General features: G+C 28.8%; 24 protein-coding genes and 1 tRNA gene. 6 read left to right on the plus strand and 19 right to left on the minus strand.

Annotation, left to right across the window (positions count from 1 at the left end; all coding sequences use genetic code 11):
* Positions 1-20: 20 nt before the first annotated feature.
* The 8 genes from P161_RS0104870 to aspS all read right to left on the minus strand — a co-directional run bounded on the left by P161_RS0104870 (position 21) and on the right by aspS (position 9,653).
* Positions 21-653: a hypothetical protein gene (locus tag P161_RS0104870; RefSeq protein ID WP_026775928.1), complete on the minus strand. Its 633-nt coding sequence runs from the start codon at positions 651-653 to the stop codon at positions 21-23.
* 9 nt (positions 654-662) lie between these two features.
* On the minus strand, positions 663-2,438 hold the full coding sequence (locus P161_RS0104875) for a chloride channel protein (protein WP_026775929.1): 1,776 nt from the start codon (positions 2,436-2,438) through the stop codon (positions 663-665).
* Positions 2,439-2,535: 97 nt separating this feature from the next.
* Positions 2,536-3,192, minus strand: a complete 657-nt coding sequence (locus P161_RS0104880; protein ID WP_026775930.1) for a hypothetical protein — start codon at positions 3,190-3,192, stop codon at positions 2,536-2,538.
* A gap of 6 nt (positions 3,193-3,198) precedes the next feature.
* Complete coding sequence (locus P161_RS0104885; protein WP_026775931.1) at positions 3,199-3,906, minus strand: DUF6503 family protein; 708 nt, start codon at positions 3,904-3,906, stop codon at positions 3,199-3,201.
* A 39-nt stretch (positions 3,907-3,945) separates the two neighbouring features.
* A complete protein-coding gene (locus P161_RS0104890; RefSeq protein ID WP_026775932.1) occupies positions 3,946-4,140 on the minus strand; it encodes a hypothetical protein in 195 nt (64 codons plus the stop codon).
* Positions 4,141-4,145: 5 nt separating this feature from the next.
* Positions 4,146-4,757 (minus strand): hypothetical protein, encoded by a 612-nt coding sequence (locus tag P161_RS0104895; RefSeq protein ID WP_026775933.1) that lies wholly within the window; start codon positions 4,755-4,757, stop codon positions 4,146-4,148.
* On the minus strand, positions 4,757-7,762 hold the full coding sequence (locus tag P161_RS0104900; protein ID WP_026775934.1) for a class I SAM-dependent DNA methyltransferase: 3,006 nt from the start codon (positions 7,760-7,762) through the stop codon (positions 4,757-4,759). Before P161_RS0104900 ends, P161_RS0104895 begins: the two co-directional genes overlap by 1 nt.
* A 136-nt stretch (positions 7,763-7,898) precedes the next feature.
* Positions 7,899-9,653, minus strand: coding sequence for an aspartate--tRNA ligase (aspS, locus tag P161_RS0104905; RefSeq protein WP_026775935.1), 1,755 nt, complete (start codon positions 9,651-9,653; stop codon positions 7,899-7,901).
* Between the two features lie 240 nt (positions 9,654-9,893).
* Here aspS and P161_RS0104910 point away from each other — a divergent pair, with 240 nt between their 5' ends.
* Positions 9,894-10,253 (plus strand): cupin domain-containing protein, encoded by a 360-nt coding sequence (locus tag P161_RS0104910; protein WP_026775936.1) that lies wholly within the window; start codon positions 9,894-9,896, stop codon positions 10,251-10,253.
* Positions 10,254-10,256: 3 nt separating this feature from the next.
* Here P161_RS0104910 and P161_RS0104915 read toward each other — a convergent pair whose 3' ends face one another.
* The 8 genes from P161_RS0104915 to P161_RS0104950 form a co-directional block, all read right to left on the minus strand.
* A complete protein-coding gene (locus tag P161_RS0104915) occupies positions 10,257-10,886 on the minus strand; it encodes a lipoprotein signal peptidase (protein WP_026775937.1) in 630 nt (209 codons plus the stop codon).
* A 42-nt stretch (positions 10,887-10,928) separates the two neighbouring features.
* A complete protein-coding gene (locus P161_RS0104920) occupies positions 10,929-11,573 on the minus strand; it encodes a hypothetical protein (RefSeq protein WP_026775938.1) in 645 nt (214 codons plus the stop codon).
* A 47-nt stretch (positions 11,574-11,620) separates the two neighbouring features.
* Positions 11,621-11,998, minus strand: coding sequence for a TraR/DksA C4-type zinc finger protein (locus P161_RS0104925; protein ID WP_026775939.1), 378 nt, complete (start codon positions 11,996-11,998; stop codon positions 11,621-11,623).
* A 4-nt stretch (positions 11,999-12,002) separates the two neighbouring features.
* Entirely contained in the window at positions 12,003-15,476 is a 3,474-nt protein-coding gene (ileS, locus tag P161_RS0104930) for an isoleucine--tRNA ligase (protein ID WP_026775940.1), read from the minus strand.
* 164 nt (positions 15,477-15,640) lie between these two features.
* On the minus strand, positions 15,641-16,045 hold the full coding sequence (locus P161_RS0104935) for a PIN domain-containing protein (RefSeq protein WP_026775941.1): 405 nt from the start codon (positions 16,043-16,045) through the stop codon (positions 15,641-15,643).
* 6 nt (positions 16,046-16,051) lie between these two features.
* Positions 16,052-16,309: a hypothetical protein gene (locus P161_RS0104940; RefSeq protein WP_231494701.1), complete on the minus strand. Its 258-nt coding sequence runs from the start codon at positions 16,307-16,309 to the stop codon at positions 16,052-16,054.
* Positions 16,310-16,610: 301 nt separating this feature from the next.
* Positions 16,611-17,828 carry an NAD(P)/FAD-dependent oxidoreductase gene (locus P161_RS18065; RefSeq protein WP_051605667.1) on the minus strand — a complete coding sequence of 406 codons (1,218 nt, stop codon included), beginning with the start codon at positions 17,826-17,828 and terminating at the stop codon, positions 16,611-16,613.
* Between the two features lie 26 nt (positions 17,829-17,854).
* Positions 17,855-18,628 carry a TerB family tellurite resistance protein gene (locus P161_RS0104950; protein WP_026775943.1) on the minus strand — a complete coding sequence of 258 codons (774 nt, stop codon included), beginning with the start codon at positions 18,626-18,628 and terminating at the stop codon, positions 17,855-17,857.
* Positions 18,629-18,766: 138 nt separating this feature from the next.
* Between P161_RS0104950 and P161_RS0104955 the strand changes: the two genes are divergently transcribed.
* The 4 genes from P161_RS0104955 to P161_RS0104970 all read left to right on the plus strand — a co-directional run bounded on the left by P161_RS0104955 (position 18,767) and on the right by P161_RS0104970 (position 20,652).
* The gene (locus tag P161_RS0104955; RefSeq protein ID WP_155810421.1) at positions 18,767-19,141 is read left to right on the plus strand and encodes a hypothetical protein; all 375 of its coding nucleotides are present in this window, start codon (positions 18,767-18,769) and stop codon (positions 19,139-19,141) included.
* A gap of 114 nt (positions 19,142-19,255) precedes the next feature.
* A complete protein-coding gene (locus tag P161_RS0104960) occupies positions 19,256-19,666 on the plus strand; it encodes a BrxA/BrxB family bacilliredoxin (RefSeq protein WP_026775945.1) in 411 nt (136 codons plus the stop codon).
* An 85-nt stretch (positions 19,667-19,751) separates the two neighbouring features.
* On the plus strand, positions 19,752-19,991 hold the full coding sequence (locus tag P161_RS0104965) for a hypothetical protein (protein WP_026775946.1): 240 nt from the start codon (positions 19,752-19,754) through the stop codon (positions 19,989-19,991).
* Between the two features lies 1 nt (position 19,992).
* Positions 19,993-20,652, plus strand: a complete 660-nt coding sequence (locus tag P161_RS0104970) for an HD domain-containing protein (protein ID WP_026775947.1) — start codon at positions 19,993-19,995, stop codon at positions 20,650-20,652.
* 115 nt (positions 20,653-20,767) lie between these two features.
* Here P161_RS0104970 and P161_RS0104975 read toward each other — a convergent pair whose 3' ends face one another.
* Both P161_RS0104975 and P161_RS0104980 read right to left on the minus strand, forming a co-directional pair.
* Positions 20,768-20,953, minus strand: a complete 186-nt coding sequence (locus P161_RS0104975; protein ID WP_026775948.1) for a hypothetical protein — start codon at positions 20,951-20,953, stop codon at positions 20,768-20,770.
* 3 nt (positions 20,954-20,956) lie between these two features.
* Positions 20,957-21,829: an AraC family transcriptional regulator gene (locus P161_RS0104980; RefSeq protein ID WP_026775949.1), complete on the minus strand. Its 873-nt coding sequence runs from the start codon at positions 21,827-21,829 to the stop codon at positions 20,957-20,959.
* A gap of 249 nt (positions 21,830-22,078) precedes the next feature.
* Here P161_RS0104980 and P161_RS0104985 point away from each other — a divergent pair, with 249 nt between their 5' ends.
* Positions 22,079-22,660 carry a hypothetical protein gene (locus P161_RS0104985; RefSeq protein ID WP_026775950.1) on the plus strand — a complete coding sequence of 194 codons (582 nt, stop codon included), beginning with the start codon at positions 22,079-22,081 and terminating at the stop codon, positions 22,658-22,660.
* Positions 22,661-23,306: 646 nt separating this feature from the next.
* Here the strand turns inward: P161_RS0104985 and P161_RS0104995 are convergent.
* Positions 23,307-23,380: transfer RNA gene (locus P161_RS0104995), tRNA-Asn, on the minus strand.
* Between the last annotated feature and the right edge of the window lie 144 nt (positions 23,381-23,524).

Here is a 23,524-nt window from a genome sequence, read left to right on the forward strand (position 1 = left end):
GAGCTTATTTTTATTTAAAATTAAAGCCCATTTGTGGTAGCTACAAATATTAGAAGAACAAAGAAAACTGTTATTAATAAAGAGATTACTAAAGGTTTGGTAATCGATTTTTTTTCATGTTGTAAATCTTTGCCCAAAGACTTACTCCAAAAATACTCTACTAAAATTCCATAGCCAATAAAATTAAAAATTAAGGTGATAAAATATATTTTAGGTAAAACTTCTAAAAGAGCATACGATAAAATCATATATAAAATCCCAAAAACAAGCACTTGAGTTCTTTCTTTTTGCTTGTTCATCACCTTTAAATTATACATTAATAAAACCACTCCAAAAATGGTGCTAAAAAAAAGCGAAAATCCTAAAATTGCTTTTTTAGAATATAAGGTTGGTTGTTCAAAATCCTCAAAAGGGTTTTCTTTATTTAACGTCGTTTTCTTTAGCGCATCATTTTGAATTGAAGTTTCTTTTGTAGGAATTACAGCAATTTCTGGAAGATCAATTTCACCCTGTTCAATTAAGCTTCTATCTTCCAATTCCCACACAACAGCTTGCAAAGCTTCTGGAGTATATTTATCTTTATTCTCTATAATATAATCTAACTCTTGGTTAGATTTATTGCGCATATTTTTGGTAAAACTATTTTCTCTCATTTTGTTTTTTTAACTCGTAACTTCTATCAATTTATTTCTATAAGCTGTTAATAGTTTAGATTTCGATATAAAACCAAGATACTTATCCTCTTTAATTACTGGTAAATTCCAAGCATTGCTGGTTTTAAATTTTCGCATAATTTCTTCAACAGAATCATTATAAAAGATAATTTCTGGAGCAGATTTCATAAAGGTTTCTACTGTGATGCTGTTGTACATTTCTGTATCAAACATAAAAGACCGAATATCATCTAACAAGACAATTCCTAAAAATTGTTTCTCTTTATTAATTACAGGAAAAATATTTCTGGTTGATTTTGCAACCGCTTTTGTAAGCATTTCTCCCAATAACATATCTGGATTTACAGCCTTAAAATTCTTCTCAATAAGCCTATCAATCTTCATCATCATTAACACATTTTTGTCTTTATTGTGAGTGATGAGCTCTCCTTTTGCTGCTAATTCTGTTGTGTAAATGGAGTTTGCAATAAAATATTTTGTAAATGCAAAACTAATTGCAGCCACCAACATCAATGGTACAAAAAGTTCATAACCACCAGTAATTTCTGCAATTAAAAAAATGGCAGTTAAAGGCGCATGTAAAACTCCAGCCATTAAACCTGTCATACCAATTAAGGTAAAATTAGACTCAGAAACACTGCCTCCTAAAGTATTAATTACTTTTGCAAAAACGTTTCCCAAAGCACTTCCCATAAACAAAGTCGGAATAAAAATACCTCCAACTCCACCAGCTGCAAACGTTGTTGTCATTGCAATAGCTTTAAAAATAGCGATTAAAAACAGGAACCCAATAACAATCCAAATATTGGTAAAATCTACTTTATAAGGAATATCTTTTAGAGCTTCAGCAGTATTTCCATTCAATAAATTGTTGATTAATCCATAACCTTCTCCATATAAAGGCGGAATTAAATACAGCATAATTCCGATGGCAAAACCGCCAATAATTAATTTATGAATAGGCTTTTTAATTCGTTTGAAAAAATTGGTAATTCTAAAATAAATTTTGGAAAAATAAACAGAAGCAACACCTGTTCCAAAGCCCAAAAGAACGTAATACAAAATATCTTTTATCTGAAAAGCATCTACCAACTCAAAGCCAAACAATGCATCTTTTTCAAAGAAAAAATAAGAAGTAATTACAGCAGAAACTGATGCCAATAAAAGTGGCACTAAAGAGGCAAAAGCCAAGTCTAAACTAAAAATTTCTACAGCAAAAATAATAGCTGCAACTGGCGCTTTAAACATCGATGACATGGCTCCTGCAGTTGCACAACCAATTAACAGCATTCTTGTTTTAGCATTCATGTGAAAGAGCTGTGCAACATAAGATCCTAAAGCTGCTCCTGTGCTTACAGCTGGCCCTTGCAAACCTGCAGAACCTCCAAAACCAACAGTAATTGGAGCTGTAATTAATGAAGCATACATTTTGTATTTTTCTATAATTCCGTTTTTTTTTGAAACTGCATGAAGTGTGGTAGAAATACCATGCCCAATTTCCTTCTTAATGATTTTTCTTTTGATATAATACACCAAAACCAACCCAATAATTGGGAAAATAAAATAGAGCGAATAATGAAAATCTTTGATGAATTTTCCTTCAATAACATGTTCTATAAAGAAGGTTAAGTTTTTTAAAACAGCAGTTCCTAAACCTGCTAACAACCCCACCAAAATACTTAGGGCATACACAAACTGACGCTCAGAGATAAATTGATATCTCCAAAGTAAAATTTGCTTTAGGTATTTGTTTTTTGTTGGCATTTTAAGATTGCATAAGTATTCGACAAGCTCTGACTGACGTTTTTATGTTAAATTGTTTTTGTTGCTGTATAAATATAGCTTTTTAGAAACATACACTTCATAAATATCTTACTTTTTGGTATTTTAAAAAACCTGCTGCCCTTATTTGTTTATGTATTGTAGAAATATCTTCTGGAATTTCTGCATTTAAAAGCCAGTTTACATCAAAACCATTTCTTATAGCTTCCTTCATTAAAAATTTATTATCTATAATTAACGCTCCCAACTTTTTAAGATTACTTTCAAATTCAATTAAAAAATCATCATCTAACTTTTGAACAATCATGACAATTTTAAAAGCTCTTGCAATAACTGCAATACAGAATTTCTTTGTTTTTGCTGGTGGTTTACTATTTAAAATAAAAGTTCTATTAATTTTTAAAACTTCATTTATCATTATTAAATTTAAATGAGCTTCCCCAAATTTATCCTTTGTAATTTTTACATGTTCAGTTATAAAGCCACTTAAATCTCTTACATCAAAATTTAAATAACCAATTGAGTAGTGCCCATTTTCTGCACTTCTTCGTATTTGATCAAGTAAGGTTTTTTCTACTTTATCTCTTTGTTCTTCTACAGTATTTGTATTTACTAATTCAAATAGCAAACGATTTGCCAAAACCAAATCTTTTTTTAACAAACGTAAAATTAATTTGTCCTTTTCAGTTGATGGTAAGTGACTTAATGCCTCTTTAAATTCTTTTGGAAAAGTCATTTCTACTTATTTTTTTGTTGATAAAATATCTGTTCCTAAATAATGATCATCTTTATTATAGTACCAAGCTCTAATTTTTGGCATTTTCACTTCATTAATCGTTTCTAATTCTGATAATAAAATATATTCTCCACTTTCTTTTTCCTCTTTAAAGAATTGATAAATTTCCATTGCAAACGTTTTTGGATCAAAATAAAAGAACCAAGTATCTTTACCAACTTCTTGATTATAGGTTGCTTTTAAAACCAAATATTCTTTTCCTTTAAACGTTTTTCTTTCTACATTTTGATGAATTACTGTGCCTTCATCTTTTAATTTCATTGGCAAACCATATAAATAAGTGTAGTAATTTTTATACATATTAGCACGATCATCAGTTAAACTATATTTCTTTTTAATTGCTTCTGATGGATTTTTATCACCATTAAAAGAAAAGCTAGCCACATCTTTATCAATAATATATGATGTTATAACAGTATCTCTTTTAGCAGAAACAGAAAAATATTGTTTTGGTAAATCAATATTAATTTTACTAACTCTATCTCCATTTTTAGGAGTTTCCATAGTTACAAAAAGTTCTCCTTTAAAGGTTTCCCAATTTCCATTTGGATCATGAAATTGAATTGCTTTTTTTAGTAATTCGTCTCCTGTAATTTCTTGGGAAAATGAAATTATAGAGGTGAAAAAGATTAGAAGTGTAATTATTTTTTTCATTTTTAAATATTAAAAAATCTCGTTTTCACGAGATTTTAGTTAAACTTTAATTGTGCACAAGTGCTTTTCATCTTTATTATAAACTTCAACTAAATATCCATCAAAAAAATTTCTGCTCCAAACTAATTCTGTAATTCTAATAAAATAATTATACCAGTTTCTTTCTCCTAAAATTTCAGGATTTAGTTTATTACTTTCAATTGCCTCCAAAACTTTAGCTTCTATTTTGTTCATAATATTTAGTTTGTGAAATTAAAAAATAGATGATTTAGACTTTTTTCTGAATGATTAGATTGATAATTAATATCTTTCTTTTGAAATATAATCTCTGACTCTCTTTCGTCTTTCTTTAAAAGTTTATTAATACCATCAACACATTCATTAGCCTTTCCTTCTAAAATATAACCTACTAAAATTCCTTCACATTCATGATATTTACCTCCAGGTAAAAAATTATCAATTCCAGTATCTATATATCTTCTTTTTAATCCTGAATTATTTGATTTTAAATTTTTTGCTTCAATGTAATAAGTATATTCATTTTTAAGCCAAGAAATATTTGTTAGTCGCATATCAATTCTCGAAAGTTTAGCCGCAAATCCTTTATAAGGGATAATATTTTTATCAAAATTGAAATTTTCAACATTGGATGAAATCCTCCAGTTTATTCTTTTCGGATTTTCATCAACATAATTATGAAGGATTGCAGTTATATCATTTTCATCAAAATCTAATGCAATAACTTGATTGTGAATTGATGTATAGTAAGCTTCTGTAAATAAAGTTACACATCTAATTTCAAATTTATTTTGAAACGGCAGAAAAATAGAAGAAGATAAAATTCCTGCCATTATTCTTTCATATTAAGAATTTCTGCTAACAGTGTTTGACTATCTTCCATAGCAGCAGTTTCGCTCCAAAATCTTCTTTGATTTGGTTTTATAATGTAAACATCATCTCCATCATAATAATTTACTTTTTTTCTAAAATATAGATTTTGCGCTTCTTCTTTCCAAAGTTTTTTATCTAGAATCTTTAATTCTTCATAAATATTTTCTTTTGAAAGTATTGTTTTTTTATATGCTGAACCAAATGAAATTTTAATTAAATATAAAGGACAATTAGATGGAATATTATAATAAGTAACAGAAGCTTTCAAAGAAACATCATCTAACCAATTGTTTAATTCTGTTGATAATCTGTTGTAATAATGATTGCTTTTTATTACGGGTTTTAGAGCATCAGAATTTTTCTGTCTTATAAATAAATCTAATCCAAAATCAAGTGTATCTTTTATTATAATCTTTTCTTTATCAGATAATTTTAAAACATCATTATAAATAATTTCATCAACTTCATTTTCCAATATAGTTACATCATTATCTACTTGAGATTGTTTGAATAAAATTTTATTTGAAAGAACTAACAACTCTTTTTTCATTTTATCATCCAAAAGATTGAAAATGTTTGGAAGAGAATATAACTCATTATCTAATATGTCATCATATTTTAAACCCCAAGCTGATGAAAAATTAAACTGAAAGTATCTAGAGAAAGTCGAATTAAAAAAAAGTAATAAAATTTTTAAAGAATCTAAATTATCTGCCTTAATTCCATAAACTCTATTTAAAAAATACGTGTCAAAATCAACAAGAGAAGCGAATATTTTTCCTTTAGTAATTCCTTTTTTTACTATCAAAAAAGGAGCTTTTGACAATTTTTCGTCTATTTTAAGATATTCTGTTAGATTTATTTGAATATTAGATTTTTGAACTAAATATCTAGATATTTTACTAGTATTAATAGTTTCTTTTGGGGTAATTAAGTTTAATTTATTGGTATAGCCTTTTGATGGAACGTGTAAACCTGTTCCTTTAAACCATTTATTTTTATTTTCTTTGAAGTGTTTTTTTAAAGTATTTGATTCAAATTTTTTAATTAATTCAAAATCGAAATAACTTCCCCACATTGCAACCTTCCAAATTTTAGAATCTTTCTTTTTACATTCTATCCTTGGTAAATGTATTTCATCAGAAGCGTCAATTATAATACCTTCTAAAACATCATTTTTTATATATGTTTTGGGTGAATAATAAATAATATTATCAGATTTGTCGGTTTTTTTTTCTTTTTGATAAAAAATAACACAAATAGGTTCAACAGCTGAAGCAAAAAGTTGTCCGCCAGAATTTTTAGGTGCTTTTCTTAAAATAGAAAAATTATAAATTTTTTCAACATAATTATCATTAAATAACCATTGCCTAAAATTTTGATAAGTACCTCCTGTGTTGGTTAAAACTTTAGTATTAAAAATTAAAGCAATTTTTCCTTTTGGAGCTAAAAGAGTTGCTTTATGCATAAATGGTAAAACCATTTCTTTTGCAAAATTATTACTATCACAATATTTTTTTATAGATGGTAATAAGTTTTTAGTTCCAAATGGCGGATTTCCGACAATCAATTGAAAATCTTGTAATTGCTCGATTTCAAAATTAGAAATTGTGTCTAATCTAAAAAGATTATTACCTTGTTTTTTAATTGTTTCATCTTTTGAATCATTTATTAGGTTTGGAAATCTTACATTTCCATTCCACCAACTTGTTTTGGGGTCTAAATTATCTAACAAAGCAAGATACAAACTAAAAGCTGCAACTTTTATAGATTTTTTATCTATTTCAATTCCAAAAATATTATTCTTTAGAATTTCAACTAAAATATTAAAATCAGTAAGTTTTGTACTATGCTGTTTTTCATAACGTTTTACTAATCTTTTAAAAGCTTGCACCAAAAAAATTCCAGAACCGCAACTTGGATCCAATGTTTTTACTTTATAGTCTAAATCATTGCTGTTAATTGGTAATTTTTCATTTAAAATCAGCTCTACTAAAGATGGTGGTGTATAATAGGTGCCAGAATCTTTTTTGTCTAATTCTGATAAAAAATTCTCGTAAATTTCACTTAATAATTCAATTCTAATAATTTTAAAATCAAATAATCTCCAATTTGGATATAATTCAGTTTGATTAGTATCCTCATAACCAGCAGTAAAGCATTTTTTTATTAATTCTAAATGACTCGATTTTACAACATTTTTTTCATTTTCATCTATTGTAAATAAACTACCATTAAAATCATCTGCTAATCTTTTATATAAATTATAAGTAACATCAATATTTTTTAAAATATCAAAATACGTTTTAGCATTTTCAGAAAATTGTTTATAAAATTCTTTTGTAGTGGCTTCTTTATCTTCTAAATAAAGTAAAAATAAAGAACGCATTACTAATTTATGAATTATGTCTTTGTCCTCTAAACCTTCTTTTTTTAACTTCTCTGAAACATTTTTTAAACTTGAAATAAGATATTTATCTACTCTATTTTGAAGCTTTAATTTATCTCTAATTTCTTTTGCTTCGTTTACAGTTGCTGACCAAATAAAACCTGTATCAATAGCAATTCTAGAAAATAGTGTATTTAGTGTTTTTAATTTAGATGTATCAGTTTCTTTGCAAGATAGTACTTCTAACTTTTTTAGTTCAGCTTTAAAACTATTATGATTTTCATTAAAAATAACTGGTTTTTCTGAACAGTTATAAATTCTAATTTCTGTTTTAGAATACACATATAAAAACAATACTTTTTGAAAATTCCAACAGATATGCTGAATTTCAGAAATAATTTTTAAAGTTTCTTTATCGAAAACTTCAACCTCTTTTAAGAATAAAGCTGGTTGATTTTCATTTCCATAAACTTTTATAAGTCCGTATTTTTTTTCGTCAAATAACTCAATATCAAATTCTTTGCTATTTTTAGCAAAGTTTATAATATCAAGATTATCAATTATTTGATTATTCATTTTTATAAAAATCCGTTTTCAGAAAAAATAATTTTTTATCCTCTAAATTACGAAAAAAGTAAATAAGTAAAGAAAGTTTTATTGGACTTTTTGATAATTGTATTAAAAAAAATCCCACAAAAAGCAGGATTTAAATTTATTCTTGAATATCCAACTTTAAACTCAGCTCTTTTAATTGCTCATTATCAATAAAAGCAGGAGCATCAATCATCACATCTCTACCAGAATTGTTTTTTGGGAACGCAATAAAATCACGAATGGTTTCTTGACCACCAAGAATGGCAACCAATCTATCTAAACCAAAAGCCAAACCTCCATGAGGTGGAGCACCATACTCAAAAGCATCCATTAAGAAACCAAATTGTGCTTTGGCATCTTCTTCAGAAAAACCTAAATGCTTTAACATAGTTGCTTGCATTTTTTTATCGTGAATTCTTATAGAACCTCCACCAATTTCGTTTCCATTCAACACTAAATCGTACGCATTTGCTTTTACAGCTCCAGGATCTGAATCTAACAATTCCATTTGTCCAGGTTTTGGCGATGTAAATGGATGGTGCATTGCATGATAATGACCAGTTTCTTCATCTAATTCTAAAAGAGGAAAATCAATTACCCAAAGAGGAGCAAATACTTTTGGATCTCTCAATCCTAAACGTGTTGCTAATTCCATTCTTAACGCAGACATTTGTGCTCTTACTTTATTGGTTTCACCAGATAAAACACACACTAAATCTCCAGGTTTTGCACCTGTAATTTCAGCCCATTTTGCTAAATCTTCTTGATCGTAAAATTTATCTACAGAAGATTTGAAAGTTCCATCTTCATTTACTCTTGCGTAAATCATGCCTAAAGCACCAACTTGTGGTCTTTTTACCCAATTTATCATCGCATCAATTTCTTTTCTTGTGTATGTATTTCCACCAGGAACTGCTATTCCGATTACTAATTCAGCCGAATTAAAAACACCAAAATCTTTGTGTTGAGTAACTGCATTTAAATCGCCAAACTCCATTCCGAAACGAATGTCTGGTTTGTCATTTCCATACAAACGCATGGCATCATCATACAACATTCTCGGGAATTTCTCTACCTCAACATTATTTACTTCTTTTAATAAATGTCTGGTTAATCCTTCAAAAATATTTAAGATATCTTCTTGCTCCACAAACGCCATTTCACAGTCAATTTGTGTAAATTCTGGCTGTCTGTCTGCACGTAAATCTTCATCTCTAAAACATTTTACAATCTGAAAATATTTATCCATTCCACCAACCATTAATAGCTGTTTGAATGTTTGAGGAGATTGAGGCAATGCATAAAATTGCCCTTCATTCATTCTACTTGGCACCACAAAATCACGTGCTCCTTCTGGGGTAGATTTAATTAAATACGGAGTTTCAACTTCTATAAATTCTTGGTCAGACAAGTATTTACGAACTTCCATGGCTACTTTATGACGAAACATTAAACTGTCTTTAACAGGGTTTCTTCTAATATCTAAGTATCTGTATTTCATTCTGATGTCTTCTCCACCATCAGTTTTATCTTCAATTGTAAAAGGAGGAATTTTTGAGGCGTTTAAAATCTCTAATTTAGAAACCAACACTTCAACTGCTCCTGTAGCAATATTATTATTTTTAGATTCACGCTCAATTACAGTTCCTGTAACTTGAATTACAAATTCTCTTCCCAAAGATTTTGCTTTTTCCATCATTGCTGTTGGTGTGCGCTCTTCATCAAAAATTAACTGCGTAATTCCATATCTGTCTCGCAAATCTACCCAAACCATAAACCCTTTATCTCTGCTTTTTTGCACCCAACCAGCCAAGGTAACCTCTGTATTTATATGCGCTGCTCTTAACTCTCCACAAGAATGACTTCTATACATTGTAAATTATAAATTTGCTTCCGTTTAAAACGGAAATCCATAAATTGTCATTCCGAATTTATTTCGGAATCTAGCTGCAAATTTAATCAATAATATATCTAAACATATAACAATTGATATATTTTTGGGCGTTCATTTCTGAAAAAGAAATGCCCAGCTTTCCACTATATCTTTTTGCGAAAAGCAAAAAGGATGTCGTTTCAATCTGTAACGCAAACTTAGTTTTTGTAAATTTGCTTTATGAGCGTAATCAATATTCAAGAAAAATTAAAACTATTTTCCGATTTATGGTCTCCAAAAAAGGTGGGCGAATTAAATGGACAACAAATTTTATTGGCAAAAGTAAAAGGCGAATTCGTTTTTCATAAACACGAATTTGAAGACGAACTTTTTATGGTCATCAAAGGAGTTCTAGAAATAGAATTACGAGACAAAACCATCACCCTAAAAGAAGGTGAATTTTATATTGTTCCAAAAGGTGTGGAACACAAACCAATTGCAAAAGAAGAAGTGTATATCTTATTATTTGAACCACTTTCCATAAAACATACTGGTGATGTTATTGCAGATATAACTGTAGAAACGTACGAAAGTATATAAAAACTAAGCCGTAATTTCTTTATTCTCTTTCTCTTCTTTAGGAAAAGCTTGCTTGCTAAAAACAAATAATAAAGCTACACCAACAGAAATATAAGCATCTGCAGGATTAAAAATATACTGAAAAAATGTGAACGAATCTCCACCAACAAAAGGAATCCATTCTGGTAAAATAGCGTCTTTTATAAAAGGAAAGTAAAACATATCTACAACTTTACCATGAAAAAGTGTTCCATAAGGTTCATCTGCAAAAAGAGTAGCAACATTATTATTTGAAGAATCGAAAATAACTCCGTAAAAAACAGAATCGATAATATTACCTACAGCACCTGCAAAAATAAGTGCGATTCCCACAATTACAGCATTGTGTACTTTTCGTTTTATATTGCCAATTAACCAATATACAATCGCAAAAACAGCAACAATTCTAAATAAGGTTAAAAAAAGTTTTCCTATTTCTCCACCAAATTCAAAGCCCATAGCCATTCCATTATTTTCTACAAAATGAATTTGAAACCAACTAAAAATTTCAAATCCACCATTTAAAGCGTAGGTAGTTTTTATATAAACCTTTAAAACTTGGTCTAAAATAATAGCTATTAAAATTGTAAGAATTGCGATATTCTTTTTTGACATTTTTTTTATTTTGAATTCACAAAAATAACAATATTATTGTGTTTATTTATCTGTTAAGAAAATATTAGCTTTTAAGCTTGTTACTGAAAAATCTTTGGTATTTTCTAACAATTTCTTTTGAAGTGTTTTTTCATACAAAACCTCATCAACCTCAATTTTACCATCTTTAGAATTGATGTCTAAATTTGTGTTTTTAACTGAAGCATACACATTCCCTGAATACAATTTTAAAGTAGTTTTTGCTTTTATTTCATTTAATTTCACAATGCCATTTTCTATGTAAATTGCCAATTCGTTTTGATGACTTTTAGATTCAATATCTACATTTTCGCCAAAAATAAATACTTTTTTACCTTTTGGAATTTTTACAACAGCATTGGCTCTTTGCAATCTTTTTGTAATAAATTTTCTAAAAACAACTTCTCTTGTTTGGGTGCCTTCAAAATCAAATTTTATAAATAATTCTTTATTTTTTTCTTCGATTTTTATCAATTGATCATCATAACTTTCTGCAAATAAAGTTACTTCTATAAACTCAGATGTTGAGTTTTCAAGTACTAAATTATCTAACCCAGCTGTATAAATTGTAATTTCATCTGCAAAAGTTTGCAGTTTTTTCACCACTTTTTTCTGTGAAAAACTCACAGAAAAAAACAACAATAAAAGTAGTTGTAAAATATGTTTCATAAAAAAAGCTTCTTAAAAAAGAAGCTTAAAAAAATTTAATGATTTGGTTATTGTGCTCTTTTAGCTTCGATACTCAAAGTTGCATGAGGCACTAATTTTAAACGTTCTTTTTGTATTAATTTACCAGTAACTCTGCAAACACCATACGTTTTATTTTCTATACGTAACAAAGCATTTTTAAGATCTCTAATAAACTTTTCTTGTCTTATTGCCAATTGCACATTTGCTTCTTTGTTCATTACTTCAGAACCTTCATCAAAAGATTTAAAAGATGATGATGTGTCATTGGTACCATTATCTGAATCATTTTTATAAGCAGCTTCTAATAAAGCCAAATCTTCGTTTGCTCTTGCTATTTTTTTCTGAATGATTTCTTTGAATTCTTTCAAATCCTCCTCTGAATATTTTACTTTAACGTCAGACATTTTTCTAAATTTTTTCGATTAATATTTTACTTTTAATGGTGTCGAATTCAATTTCTGAACCATTGCTTAATTCATCAACAAAAACCAATTCTTTTGTTAATGTTTCACTCATTATATACTCTTTATTCTCGTTGATAGAACTTTGTAAATTCTCAAAATTTAAAACCGTTAACTTAATTTTATCAGTAACTTCTAAACCTGTGTCTTTACGTGCATTTTGAATTCTATTTACCAATTCTCTAGCAACACCTTCTTTATGCAATTCTTCAGTAATTGTAACATCTAAAGCCACTGTTAAAGCGCCATCATTTGCAACCAACCAACCTTCTATATCTTTAGAGGTTATCTCTACATCTGAAAGGTCTAAAATAATATTTTTCCCATTAATTTCAATAGAAATGTTTTTATCTTTCTCTATTTTGTTAATATCTTCTTGCGTAAAGTTTTTAACTTCTGCTGCCACAAAACGCATGTCTTTTCCGAATTTTGGCCCTAAAGTCTTGAAATTCGGTTTAATATGTTTGATTAAAATATCTGAAGCATCTTCCATCAACTGGATTTCCTTGATATTAACCTCGTGTTTAATTAAATCTGCAACTGCTAAAATTTCCTCTTTTTGTTGTTGATTATCAACAGGAATCATAATTTTTTGCAATGGCTGACGCACTTTTATCTTTTCTTTTGCTCTTAAGGATAAAACCAAAGATGATATTTTTTGCGCGTTTTCCATTTTACGCTCTAAAGATTTATCAACATAAGCAGCATCAAAAACAGGGAAATCTGACAAGTGAATACTTTCTAATGTTTCTTTATTGGTTACAGAATTCAAATCTTGATACAATTTGTCCATGAAAAATGGTGCAATTGGGCTCGCCAATTTAGCAACAGTAACCATACATGTATATAAAGTTTGGTAGGCAGAAATTTTATCAGTTTCGTACGTTCCTTTCCAAAAACGTCTTCTACTTAAACGAACATACCAATTACTTAAATACTCTTGTGTAAAATCAGAAATTGCTCTTGCAGCTCTTGTTGGTTCGTAATCTGCGTAAAATTTATCAACATTTTCAATTAATGTATGCAATTCAGATAAAATCCATCTGTCTAATTCTGGTCTTTCATTTAAAGCGATGTCTGGTTCTTTGTAAGCAAAACCATCAATATTTGTGTATAAACTAAAGAAAGAATAGGTGTTATATAGCGTTCCAAAAAACTTACGTTTTACCTCTTCAATTCCTTCTAAATCAAACTTTAAATTGTCCCAAGGATTGGCGTTTGAAATCATATACCATCTTGTAGCATCTGCTCCATAAGTTCCTAAAGTTGTAAACGGATCTGCTGCATTTCCAAGACGTTTAGACATTTTATGTCCGTTTTTGTCTAAAACCAAACCGTTTGAAACTACATTTTTATAGGCAACATCATCAAAAATCATGGTTGCAATTGCGTGCAAAGTATAGAACCAACCACGTGTTTGATCTACTCCTTCTGCAATAAAATCTGCTTTTCGCCAAGTAGTATCTACCAATTCTTTATTTTGAAAAGGGTAATGCCACTGAGCATAAGGCATAGAACCAGAATCGAACCAAACATCAATTAAATCGCTTTCACGTTTCATTGGTTTTCCTGTTGATGAGACTAAGGTAATTTCATCAACAATATTTTTATGTAAATCTATTTTTGCATAGTTTTCATCAGACATATTTCCGATTTCGAAATCTTCAAAAATATCTTTTGATAAAACTCCAGCTTGTACAGCTTTGGCCATTTCTCCTTTTAATTCTTCAACAGAACCAATACAGATTTCTTCTTTACCATCTTCTGTTCGCCAAATTGGCAATGGAATTCCCCAATATCTAGATCTAGATAAATTCCAGTCGTTTGCATTTGCTAACCAGTTTCCAAAACGTCCAGTTCCTGTAGATTCAGGTTTCCAGTTAATGGTTTTGTTCAAGTCGTGCATTCTATCTTTTACATCCGTAACTTTTATAAACCAAGAATCTAATGGATAATATAAAATCGGCTTGTCTGTTCTCCAACAATTTGGGTAACTGTGCTTGTATTTTTCTACTTTAAACGCTTTGTTTTCGTTTTTAAGTTTTAAACCCAATCGTTCATCAACAGATAAATATTGTTTTTGATCTTTTAAAACGTCTTTTAATTTTTCTTGTTGAACTTTTAATTCAACTTCAAGATCTTGCTCAGTTAAATATTCAGATTTTACGTACTCGCTTGCAAAACCATAAACATCATCTTTTATTTCTTTTCTAAATTTTCCTTGTAAATCAACCAAAGGAACTAAATTATCATTCTCATCTTTAATCAGCAAAGCTGGAATTTCTGGACTCGCTTGTTTGGCAACCAAAGCATCATCTGCTCCAAAAGTTGGTGAAGTATGCACGATTCCTGTTCCATCTTCAGTCGTCACAAAATCTCCTAGAATTATTCTAAAAGCATCTTGTTTATTGGTAAAATCTAAATCATAATCTAATATTGGTTCGTATTTAATATTGACTAAATCTTTACCAATAAATTCTTTTACAACATAAAAAGGAATTTTCTTATCTCCAGATTTGTATGCTTTTAATTCCTCTGATGAATCAACTTGAAATGCATTTTTTCCTCCAAATTGTTTTCCAACTAAGTTTTTAGCTAAAATTACTTTTACAGGCTCAAATGTATATTGATTAAAAGTATCTACTAAAACATACTCGATTTTTGGACCAACAGTTAAAGCTGTGTTACTTGGTAAAGTCCAAGGAGTTGTAGTCCAAGCAATAAAATTGATATCACCTAAATTCTGTAAAAAATCTGGCAACGTTTCATTTACAGCTTTAAATTGTGCAACAACAGTAGTATCAGTAACATCTTGATACGTTCCTGGTTGATTCAATTCGTGAGAACTTAAACCTGTTCCTGCTTTTGGAGAATATGGCTGAATTGTGTAGCCTTTGTAGATTAATTTTTTGTTGTAAATCTGCTTTAGTAACCACCAAACAGATTCCATATATTTGGGTTCGTAGGTAATATATGGATCTTCCATATCTACCCAATAACCCATTTTTTGAGTTAAATCGTTCCAAATATCTGTATATCTCATCACAGCTTTTCTACAAGCTGCATTGTAATCTTCTACAGAAATTTTGGTTCCAATATCTTCTTTGGTAATTCCTAATTCTTTCTCAACACCTAATTCTATTGGCAAACCATGCGTATCCCAACCCGCTTTTCTTTTTACTTGAAAACCTTTCATGGTTTTGTAACGAGGAAAAATATCTTTAATAGCTCTCGCTAAAACATGATGCACTCCAGGCAATCCGTTTGCAGAAGGTGGTCCTTCAAAAAATATGTAAGGTTCTGCACCTTCTCTAGAAGTTACACTTTTTTCGAAGATGTTATTTTCTTGCCAATAATTAAGAATTTCTTCTGCAACATTTGGTAAGTCAAGTCCTTTATATTCAGGAAATTTCGCTTTCATTTGGTCTCTTTTCAAATCAGGATGCGAAATTAAGAAATTTCTTTAAAGAATTTACAAATAGACCAACTTAAATCAGCCTAAAATTAAATGGATAAGTTTAAGGTTTTTTGAGAATTTATAATTTTTAATTTCTTCTAATTTCAGATTTTCGCATAAAATACTATTTACTTTCTTTCGAACCAGTTTTCGATTTTAAGTTCATTTAGATATTTAAAATCTTTCACATTGTCAGTTACCAAAGTTAGATTGTTAAAAATTGCAGTTATTCCAATTATTAAATCAAATTCGTCATGCATTGGTGTACCATTTTTTCTTAATCTAACTTTTTCTTCAGCATATTTTTCTACAACTCCATAAATTGGAATTACTGATAAACCATTTATAAATTTAGTAACTGCTTGATGAGATTTTTTTTTATTCTCACTATTTTCAGCACCATATTTTAATTCAAACACAGTTAATTCAGAAATAAAGCAATTTTCAACTCCTTTGCTTCTTATTATTTCGTCAAGCTTCAATTTTCCACGAAGAAAAAACACACAAGTATTAGTGTCTAATAAATACTGCATAAACCATTAAAATTTTAAATCTTCTCGATTAAAATTTCTACTTTCTTTAATTTCTTTAGCTATATCTTCTGCTGATTTTTCAGAACCAAAAGCTCCAAAAGATTTAAAAAAATCTGTATTTCTGCTTTTTTTGTCTTTCTTTAATGATTTTGCAAGTTTTTCCAAAAGTTCAATTTTACTAATCGAAGTTAGTCCATCAAAAAGATTTGAATATGTGTTAACGATATATTTTTCAGCAACTGTCATTATTAAGATTTTATTCAAATATACGGAATTTTATTTTTTGAATTTATTCTATTAAATCATGCACAAGCAAAATCATACTCTTTTTTTGTGTCTATAATCTTAAAAATTAGCCACAAATGCACGAATTTTTGTGTAGAAATAAATAAATGATTTCACTAATTTTAAAAAAACTTTCAGTTTTATTCGTGCATTCGTAACTTAAAACTAAAGTAAAGCTCTGACCTAACTAAATCTGATGAAAAAATCCTGTCACAAACTTGTTTTCCTGTTTTTTTACTTTACCCGAATATATTTTTTAATTCTGATTCAAGTTAACCGTTTAAAACTTCTCCTTTTTAAATAAATAGGATAATTTTATAAAACTATACTGAAAAAGGCGTGTGAAAGGTTTGGTATATTTAAAATTGAATAGACTTGCAATCATTTCATCAATATTAAAATTGTCGTAGAAAAATTTAACTCTGTTTTCTACTTGTGCATCTGTATATCTACTGTACATTCTTCTGCCAGAAAATTCGCTTAAGCTCCATTTTAGCAACTTTTTTCTTCGCCAATATTTTCTATAATTTTCGAAGTTTTCTTCGCCAGTTTTTAAATATTTATCAATATAAGTTGATGCCAAATCTGCTGTTTGCATTGCATAACGAATTCCTTCTCCTCCTCTAGGATTTATTGCTGAAACTGCATCTCCAACTCCTACTACTTTATTGTGATAAAATTTATCTTTTAAGCCTCTGCTATATCTAATTATTCCACCATGTTTATCGATAATTTTATAGTCTGTTGCTTTTACATATTCTGATATAATTTTCTCAGTAATTTTCCTTGTAGTTTTATCGGTTTTCTCTTGATTTAATGAGGTAAGATGTGTTTTACCAGCACCAACTTTTAAGATCCTGTTTTCCATAGGAAAAATCCAAGAATACCCTTTTATAGACCATTTATGACCCAAGAAAAAAAGTAATTTATCTTTAAATTGATCGTAAATTTCTTGCGAAACTTCAATTTCATATTCAGTTCCACTTCCTAAAACCATTTCTGGCTGTTCTTCTTTAGCATCGTACATTACTTTTCTTAAAGGTCCAGTTGCATCTACTAAGAGTTTTGTTTTTATGGTAATATTTTCTGAAGTTGCTGTATTTAAAAGCTCTACAAGAACTACCTCTTTTTGAACATCTTTGGACAAATATTTGTGTCCCATCCAAACATTTCCACCAAACTTTATTGTTTCATCAGCTAAAAACTCACGTAATTTTTGAAAATTTAAAACAACACCTTTGTTCGTTTTTCCTTGCCAAGTGTAGGCTTTTTTTGTACACTGAATTACCAAATCTTTCCAATAAGCACCAATGACAGATTCTGGCAAATCAAATTCATTTAAAGGCTCTAAAGTCATTCCTGCACTAGAAAAATTATTTAGAGAAAAATTATCATAACGCTCTACTAATAAAACATTATGCCCTTTTTTGGCTAAACTTCTGGCTGTTTGTCCTCCTGCAGGTCCTCCACCAATTACAACTACATCAAACTCTTTCATTTTTTATTTTTGTTGATGAATGTAATTTACAAACCTCTTTCATTTTTTATTTGTTCATAAGCATCTTGTATGCTTTGAAATTTTTCTTTTGCTCCTTTTAAATGCTCTTCACCTAAATCTTGTAATTTATCTGGATGATATTTTTTGACCATTTTTCTGTACGAAGTTTTTACCTCATCATTTGTGGCAGTTTTATCAATCTCTAAAATTTTATAAGCGTTTTCTGACGAATCGTAAAACATGGCTTTTATCGATTCAAAATCGTAAGAATTGATGTATAAATAACCTGAAATTTTATGAATTTCGTCAACTTCCTTATCAGTTACAAATTCATCTGCTTTGGCAATTCCGAATAAAAAATGGATTAATTGCAAACGAGAAGCGTGAGACATGTGTTCTCTAATCTGAATACAAACTTGGCGAGCAGAAATGTCTTTTTTAACCATTCCCTTAAACAATTTAAAAGCGCTATTTGCACGTTCTTTTCCATACATTGATAAAAATTGAGAACGTACAAACTCCAATTCACGTTTGTCTACTTTTCCATCAGATTTTATAACTATGGATGCCAAAACAAGTAGGCTCATTTCAAAATCTCCAGATTGTGTATTTACATTTCTTCTTGTATATCTACTACCTCCTGTTGGCCTGTCTTTATTATAATCTATTTGTTCTTGTTTAAAATCATCAATTTCAAAACCATCAACAAAACTACCTATGGCAAAACCGATTGCAGCACCAATAGGACCTCCTAATGTAAAACCCAATCCTGCACCCAACCATTTAGAAAAACTACCCATAAATTTTATAAATTTGAGTTCAAATATAACAAATGATTGATATTTTAAATTTTTATCGATTAAAAGATTTTATTAAATTTTTAAATTGATACGCAACCAAATTGATAAAAAAGCATCTTATAAAAAAAACGCAACACTATGAAATCAATAAAAATAATTACCCTCTTTACTTTTATATTAATGTTTACTAACTGCGAAGAAAACAATGACAATCCTATTATATGTACTCAAATTTTTGTGCATGGTTTAGAAATAAACGTTACTGAAAAAGGTGCTACAAACCCAATTACTGGCGCTGTAAAAATAATTGCTAGAGATGAAGGTTATCAAGAAACTTTAGAAAATTCTGACCCAAATATGGCATTTTACGGAGCTGGAGAACGAAGAGGAACATACATTTTAACAGTAACTTCGGACAACTACAAAACATTTGAAAGTGAACCTATCGTTGTTACTGCTGATGAATGCCATGTGATTACCGAAAAAAGAACTTTTGAATTGGAATTAAAATAACTCCTTAAAATAATAAATTCTTATAGCACTATTTATATTGAATTTAGTTTATTTTTAGAATTACAGTTAATTTAATTAAATTTGCATTTTAAGAATGTAAATAATCTAAGAATTATGTATCCAGAAGAATTAGTAAAACCAATGCGTGACGAGTTAATAAACGCTGGTTTTGACGCATTATATACCAATGAAGATGTTGAAAACGCACTATCTAAAGAAGGAACAACATTAGTAGTTGTAAATTCTGTTTGTGGTTGTGCAGCAGGAACTGCAAGACCAGGAGCCATTGCTTCTTTAGGTGGCGAAAAAGTACCTGCTAATTTAACAACTGTTTTTGCAGGTGTAGAAAAAGAATCTACGCAAAAAGCAAGAGAGTTTATGATGCCTTTTCCTCCATCTTCACCAGCAATTGCTTTGTTTAAAGATGGTAATTTAGTACACATGTTAGAGCGTCATCACATTGAAGGAAGATCTGCACAAATGATTGCACAAAATTTAGCTGCTGCTTATAACGAGCATTGTTAATCCTATCCTAAATCCTTTCCAAAGAAAAGGACTTTAAAAATCCACGTTTAACTTCGTGGATTTTTTTATATTTAAATGAAAAAATATGGCTTCACAGTTTTCTACATACACAAAAGCAGAATTAGAGAAAAAATTAAAAAATCAAAAGAAGTTTGCCGTTATTAAAGGGTTTATAGTTCTGTTAATGGTTATTTTTGCTGTGGTTTCTACCATTGAAAACGGTGTATCCTTTCATACTTTTTTACCTTTATTTTTTGCACCAATGCTTTTTTTAATGATTTATGAAGCAAAAAAAATAAAACAAGAATTACTTTCCAGAAAATAACATGAACCAAGAACAAATTATCCAAAATACAATCGCTTTTGTAAAAGAAGAATTAAAAGACGCTGAAGGTGGACATGATTGGTTTCATATAGAACGTGTTTTTAGAAATGCTTTGCTGATATCAAGAGAAGAAAAAGTAGATGTTTTTGTGGTTTCTTTAGCAGCTTTGTTACATGATATTGCAGATCCAAAATTTCATAATGGTGATGAAAATTTAGGTCCTAAAATTGCAACCAAGTTTTTAATTGCACAAAAAGTTCCTAAAGAAATAGGAAAACATGTTGTAAAAATCATTAAAAATGTTTCTTTTAAAAACTCTTTAGAAGATAATTCTAATCAATTTACATCAAAAGAATTAGAAGTTGTGCAAGATGCAGATCGGTTAGATGCTATTGGCGCTATTGGTATTGCTCGTTGTTTTAATTATGGTGGTTTTAAAGATAGAGCTTTGTACGACCCAGAAATTATCCCCAATTTAACAATGACAAAAGCCGAATATAAGAAATCTACTGCACCAACTATCAATCATTTTTATGAAAAACTATTGTTGCTAAAAGATAAAATGAATACAGTTTCAGGTAAAAAAATTGCTGAAAGTAGGCATCAATTTATGGAAACCTATTTACAGCAATTTTATAATGAATGGAATGGGAAATTGTAAGGTTAGAAAACTCTAGAACTTTTTATTCTGTATGAGTTCTCGATACAATTTCGCAAAAAGGCGAAATCACTCGAACTGACATTTTTAAAGTATTCTAAAAGTTGTAAAGAAATCTTTAACTCTCGTTTGCTACTTCCAAAGCCGTAATTTTATATTCTAAAACTTCTAATTCTTGTCCAAATTCTATAATTTGTTCAACTGTTAAATCTTTACTTGAATTCACAAAATCTTTTAGCTGATTGCTCTTAAAATTGTAATATTCTAAAGCTTTATCTATTTTATTGTCTAATAATAATTCCATAATTTATTGTATTAAATCTTTTAATTCGCTTCTATATACAGAAGCACTTTTGCCTGTAAACTCTTTAAATAACTTGTTAAAGTGAGAAAAGTTATTAAAACCACATTCAAAACTGATGTCTGTAATACTCATTGTACTTTCTGCTAGCAATTTGGTAGCGTGTACAACTCTATATTCATTCACTAATTTTGTAAATGTTTTTCCTGTCGATTTTTTAAAGTATCTACAAAAAGCAGGAACAGTCATGCTTACTAATTCAGATACCTCATCTAAACTAATGTGATCTTTAAAATTATCGTTAATATGTTTGTAAACAACTTCAATCTTATTACTGTCTTGATGCGAACTTTCAAAAGCAAAACCATTTGCGTTTAATAATGTATAATCGTCTGTTGTAGCTAAATCATTTAAAATTTCTATAAAGGATGTAATTCTATTCGCCCCTTCTAATTCTATTAATTTTTCAATTTTAGCACCAATTCTTTGCTTAATTTCAATATTGAAACGAATTCCTTTTTTTGCACGCTCAAAAAGTGCATCAATGGCAGCCATTTCTGGAATTTTAAAAAATCCTTTACCTAAAAAATCTGGTAAAAACTGAATGAGCGTTTCAGAGCCATTGGTTGTTAATCGATCTAAATAACCAATATGTGGCAAATTAGAACCTATTAAAACTAATTGACTATTATTAAAGTAACTAATGTGATTGCCAATATGTCTTTTCCCTTTTCCTTTATTAACGTATACCAATTCTATTTCTGGGTGGAAATGCCAAAAAGGGGTATTTGTTTTTAAAAACTCTTCATGCTTTTTTAATAAAAAAGAACTTCCAAAATTTGGAGTAATTTTTTCAAGCGTTGGTTTTTTCTGTATCATGCTGCAAAAATACAACATTGTAAAATGACTATCTATATAAAATTATCACTTTTATATAGTATTTTAACTTAACATTGATTTAACACTAAAATAACTGTTAATTTAGCACATAAAATGACCAATTATGTTGTTTTCAGACCTTTATTTGTGTCCTAACTTTGCAGTGTAAAACAAAAGCAATGTCATCAACAAACAAAAGCATTGCTATTAATGAATAATAAAATTAGAAATAACTTAAAATTAAATAATATGAAAACAATTAAAAGAAAAGTATTTGTAGCAATCTTTATGTTAGTTACAATCGTGAATTTCGCAAACAACAATGATTTAAATACATTATTGAGTGCAGATAAAGTAAAAATAGTTTTTAATAATGCAAAAAAAGGAAATCAACTAGTTATTAAAGATGCTGATGGTACAATTCTTCATTCAGAAGAAATTAAAAAAGAAGGTACACTTGTAAAAACCTTTAATTTATCTGAATTGAAAAATGGAATTTACACCTTAGAATTAGAAAAAGATTTCCAAATTGTAGTAAAAACTATAAAAGTAGATAACAACAACGTAACTTTTTTAGAGGATGCTGAAAAATTAATTTTCAAACCACTTGTTAGAAACAAAGAAAACAAGTTAATGATTACTAAAATTGCTTTTGATGCTAAACCTCTACAAATTTCTATTTACTACAACAATGAAGTAATTTACTCTGAAACAATTGAAGGTGATGAAATTTTAAATAGAGTATATAGTTTAGATAAAAATTTAAAAGGAGATTACAAAGTAGTTTCTTACAACAATGGTAGAAGTTATGTAAACACTTTTAAACTATAAGAAATCCATTTCTATACAAATTCAAATCCAGTATGTGACGTCCTAAAAAAACCGTTACAAGATTAATAAATTAAAGGTAGTGATTTTTTATCACTGCCTTTTTTCTTTTTCTAAGATTTTCTTTTCTTTTTTTTTTGATCATGCATTTGTTTAGGAATCACTTACTCAAACTTATTCTAGTCTTATAAAATCTAATCTTTAATCTGGTTTTTATGTTTTCTAAATCTGTGGTGACAGTTTATTGTGATATGATATTTTCTTTTGGATTTGAATAGAAAATGATCTACTTTAAGTATTTTAAATAACATATCTCTTCCAACTTTAAGAAGTTTTAACTCATTTTCTAATAAACAATACAGTTTTCTAAAATCAATTTTTGAATTGTATATAAAATTTACCATATTTTTTAACCAAGTTCAAATCGTTGATTTTGCTTGAATTCCGCATTTATTTGTAACCTGTTGTGGAGTTAACAAACCCTGTTCAGTCTCTTGAACAATCAGTAATTTTAAACTTAAACTGCAATCTTTCTGAGTACGGTTTTTTCAATTTGAATCCATTTTTTTACAATGTTGACTGTAACACTATTTAGGACGAGACAATATAAAAATAAAAAAGCCTTATCAAAATTGATAAGGCTTTTTTGCTCCCCCTCTTGGACTCGAACCAAGGACCCTCTGATTAACAGTCAGATGCTCTAACCAACTGAGCTAAGGAGGAGTTTGCAACACAAAAATTGCTTTTTATGTTTAGCGAGTGCAAATATATATCTTTTTAAAATATACACAAAAGTTTTTTGAAAAAATTTAATAAAATTTTAAATGTTTATGTTAAAAATAAGCAATGCCATTGTTGCTAAAAATT

The sequence above is a fragment of the Polaribacter sp. Hel_I_88 genome (assembly GCF_000687935.1).
GTDB lineage: Bacteria > Bacteroidota > Bacteroidia > Flavobacteriales > Flavobacteriaceae > Polaribacter.

Bases quoted from the DNA above. Each gene is read 5' to 3' on its own strand.
- P161_RS0104895 (WP_026775933.1), bottom strand. From the start codon at position 4,757: ATGGCAGGAATTTTATCTTCTTCTATTTTTCTGCCGTTTCAAAATAAA.
- P161_RS0104880 (WP_026775930.1), bottom strand. From the start codon at position 3,192: ATGACTTTTCCAAAAGAATTTAAAGAGGCATTAAGTCACTTACCATCA.
- P161_RS0104950 (WP_026775943.1), bottom strand. From the start codon at position 18,628: ATGGGTAGTTTTTCTAAATGGTTGGGTGCAGGATTGGGTTTTACATTA.
- P161_RS0104900 (WP_026775934.1), bottom strand. From the start codon at position 7,762: ATGAATAATCAAATAATTGATAATCTTGATATTATAAACTTTGCTAAA.
- P161_RS0104935 (WP_026775941.1), bottom strand. From the start codon at position 16,045: ATGCAGTATTTATTAGACACTAATACTTGTGTGTTTTTTCTTCGTGGA.
- P161_RS0104955 (WP_155810421.1), top strand. From the start codon at position 18,767: ATGAAATCAATAAAAATAATTACCCTCTTTACTTTTATATTAATGTTT.
- P161_RS0104985 (WP_026775950.1), top strand. From the start codon at position 22,079: ATGAAAACAATTAAAAGAAAAGTATTTGTAGCAATCTTTATGTTAGTT.
- P161_RS0104970 (WP_026775947.1), top strand. From the start codon at position 19,993: ATGAACCAAGAACAAATTATCCAAAATACAATCGCTTTTGTAAAAGAA.
- P161_RS0104965 (WP_026775946.1), top strand. From the start codon at position 19,752: ATGGCTTCACAGTTTTCTACATACACAAAAGCAGAATTAGAGAAAAAA.
- P161_RS18065 (WP_051605667.1), bottom strand. From the start codon at position 17,828: ATGAAAGAGTTTGATGTAGTTGTAATTGGTGGAGGACCTGCAGGAGGA.
- P161_RS0104920 (WP_026775938.1), bottom strand. From the start codon at position 11,573: ATGAAACATATTTTACAACTACTTTTATTGTTGTTTTTTTCTGTGAGT.
- aspS (WP_026775935.1), bottom strand. From the start codon at position 9,653: ATGTATAGAAGTCATTCTTGTGGAGAGTTAAGAGCAGCGCATATAAAT.
- P161_RS0104980 (WP_026775949.1), bottom strand. From the start codon at position 21,829: ATGATACAGAAAAAACCAACGCTTGAAAAAATTACTCCAAATTTTGGA.
- P161_RS0104960 (WP_026775945.1), top strand. From the start codon at position 19,256: ATGTATCCAGAAGAATTAGTAAAACCAATGCGTGACGAGTTAATAAAC.
- P161_RS0104925 (WP_026775939.1), bottom strand. From the start codon at position 11,998: ATGTCTGACGTTAAAGTAAAATATTCAGAGGAGGATTTGAAAGAATTC.
- P161_RS0104890 (WP_026775932.1), bottom strand. From the start codon at position 4,140: ATGAACAAAATAGAAGCTAAAGTTTTGGAGGCAATTGAAAGTAATAAA.
- P161_RS0104875 (WP_026775929.1), bottom strand. From the start codon at position 2,438: ATGCCAACAAAAAACAAATACCTAAAGCAAATTTTACTTTGGAGATAT.
- P161_RS0104870 (WP_026775928.1), bottom strand. From the start codon at position 653: ATGAGAGAAAATAGTTTTACCAAAAATATGCGCAATAAATCTAACCAA.
- P161_RS0104915 (WP_026775937.1), bottom strand. From the start codon at position 10,886: ATGTCAAAAAAGAATATCGCAATTCTTACAATTTTAATAGCTATTATT.
- P161_RS0104885 (WP_026775931.1), bottom strand. From the start codon at position 3,906: ATGAAAAAAATAATTACACTTCTAATCTTTTTCACCTCTATAATTTCA.
- P161_RS0104910 (WP_026775936.1), top strand. From the start codon at position 9,894: ATGAGCGTAATCAATATTCAAGAAAAATTAAAACTATTTTCCGATTTA.
- P161_RS0104975 (WP_026775948.1), bottom strand. From the start codon at position 20,953: ATGGAATTATTATTAGACAATAAAATAGATAAAGCTTTAGAATATTAC.
- ileS (WP_026775940.1), bottom strand. From the start codon at position 15,476: ATGAAAGCGAAATTTCCTGAATATAAAGGACTTGACTTACCAAATGTT.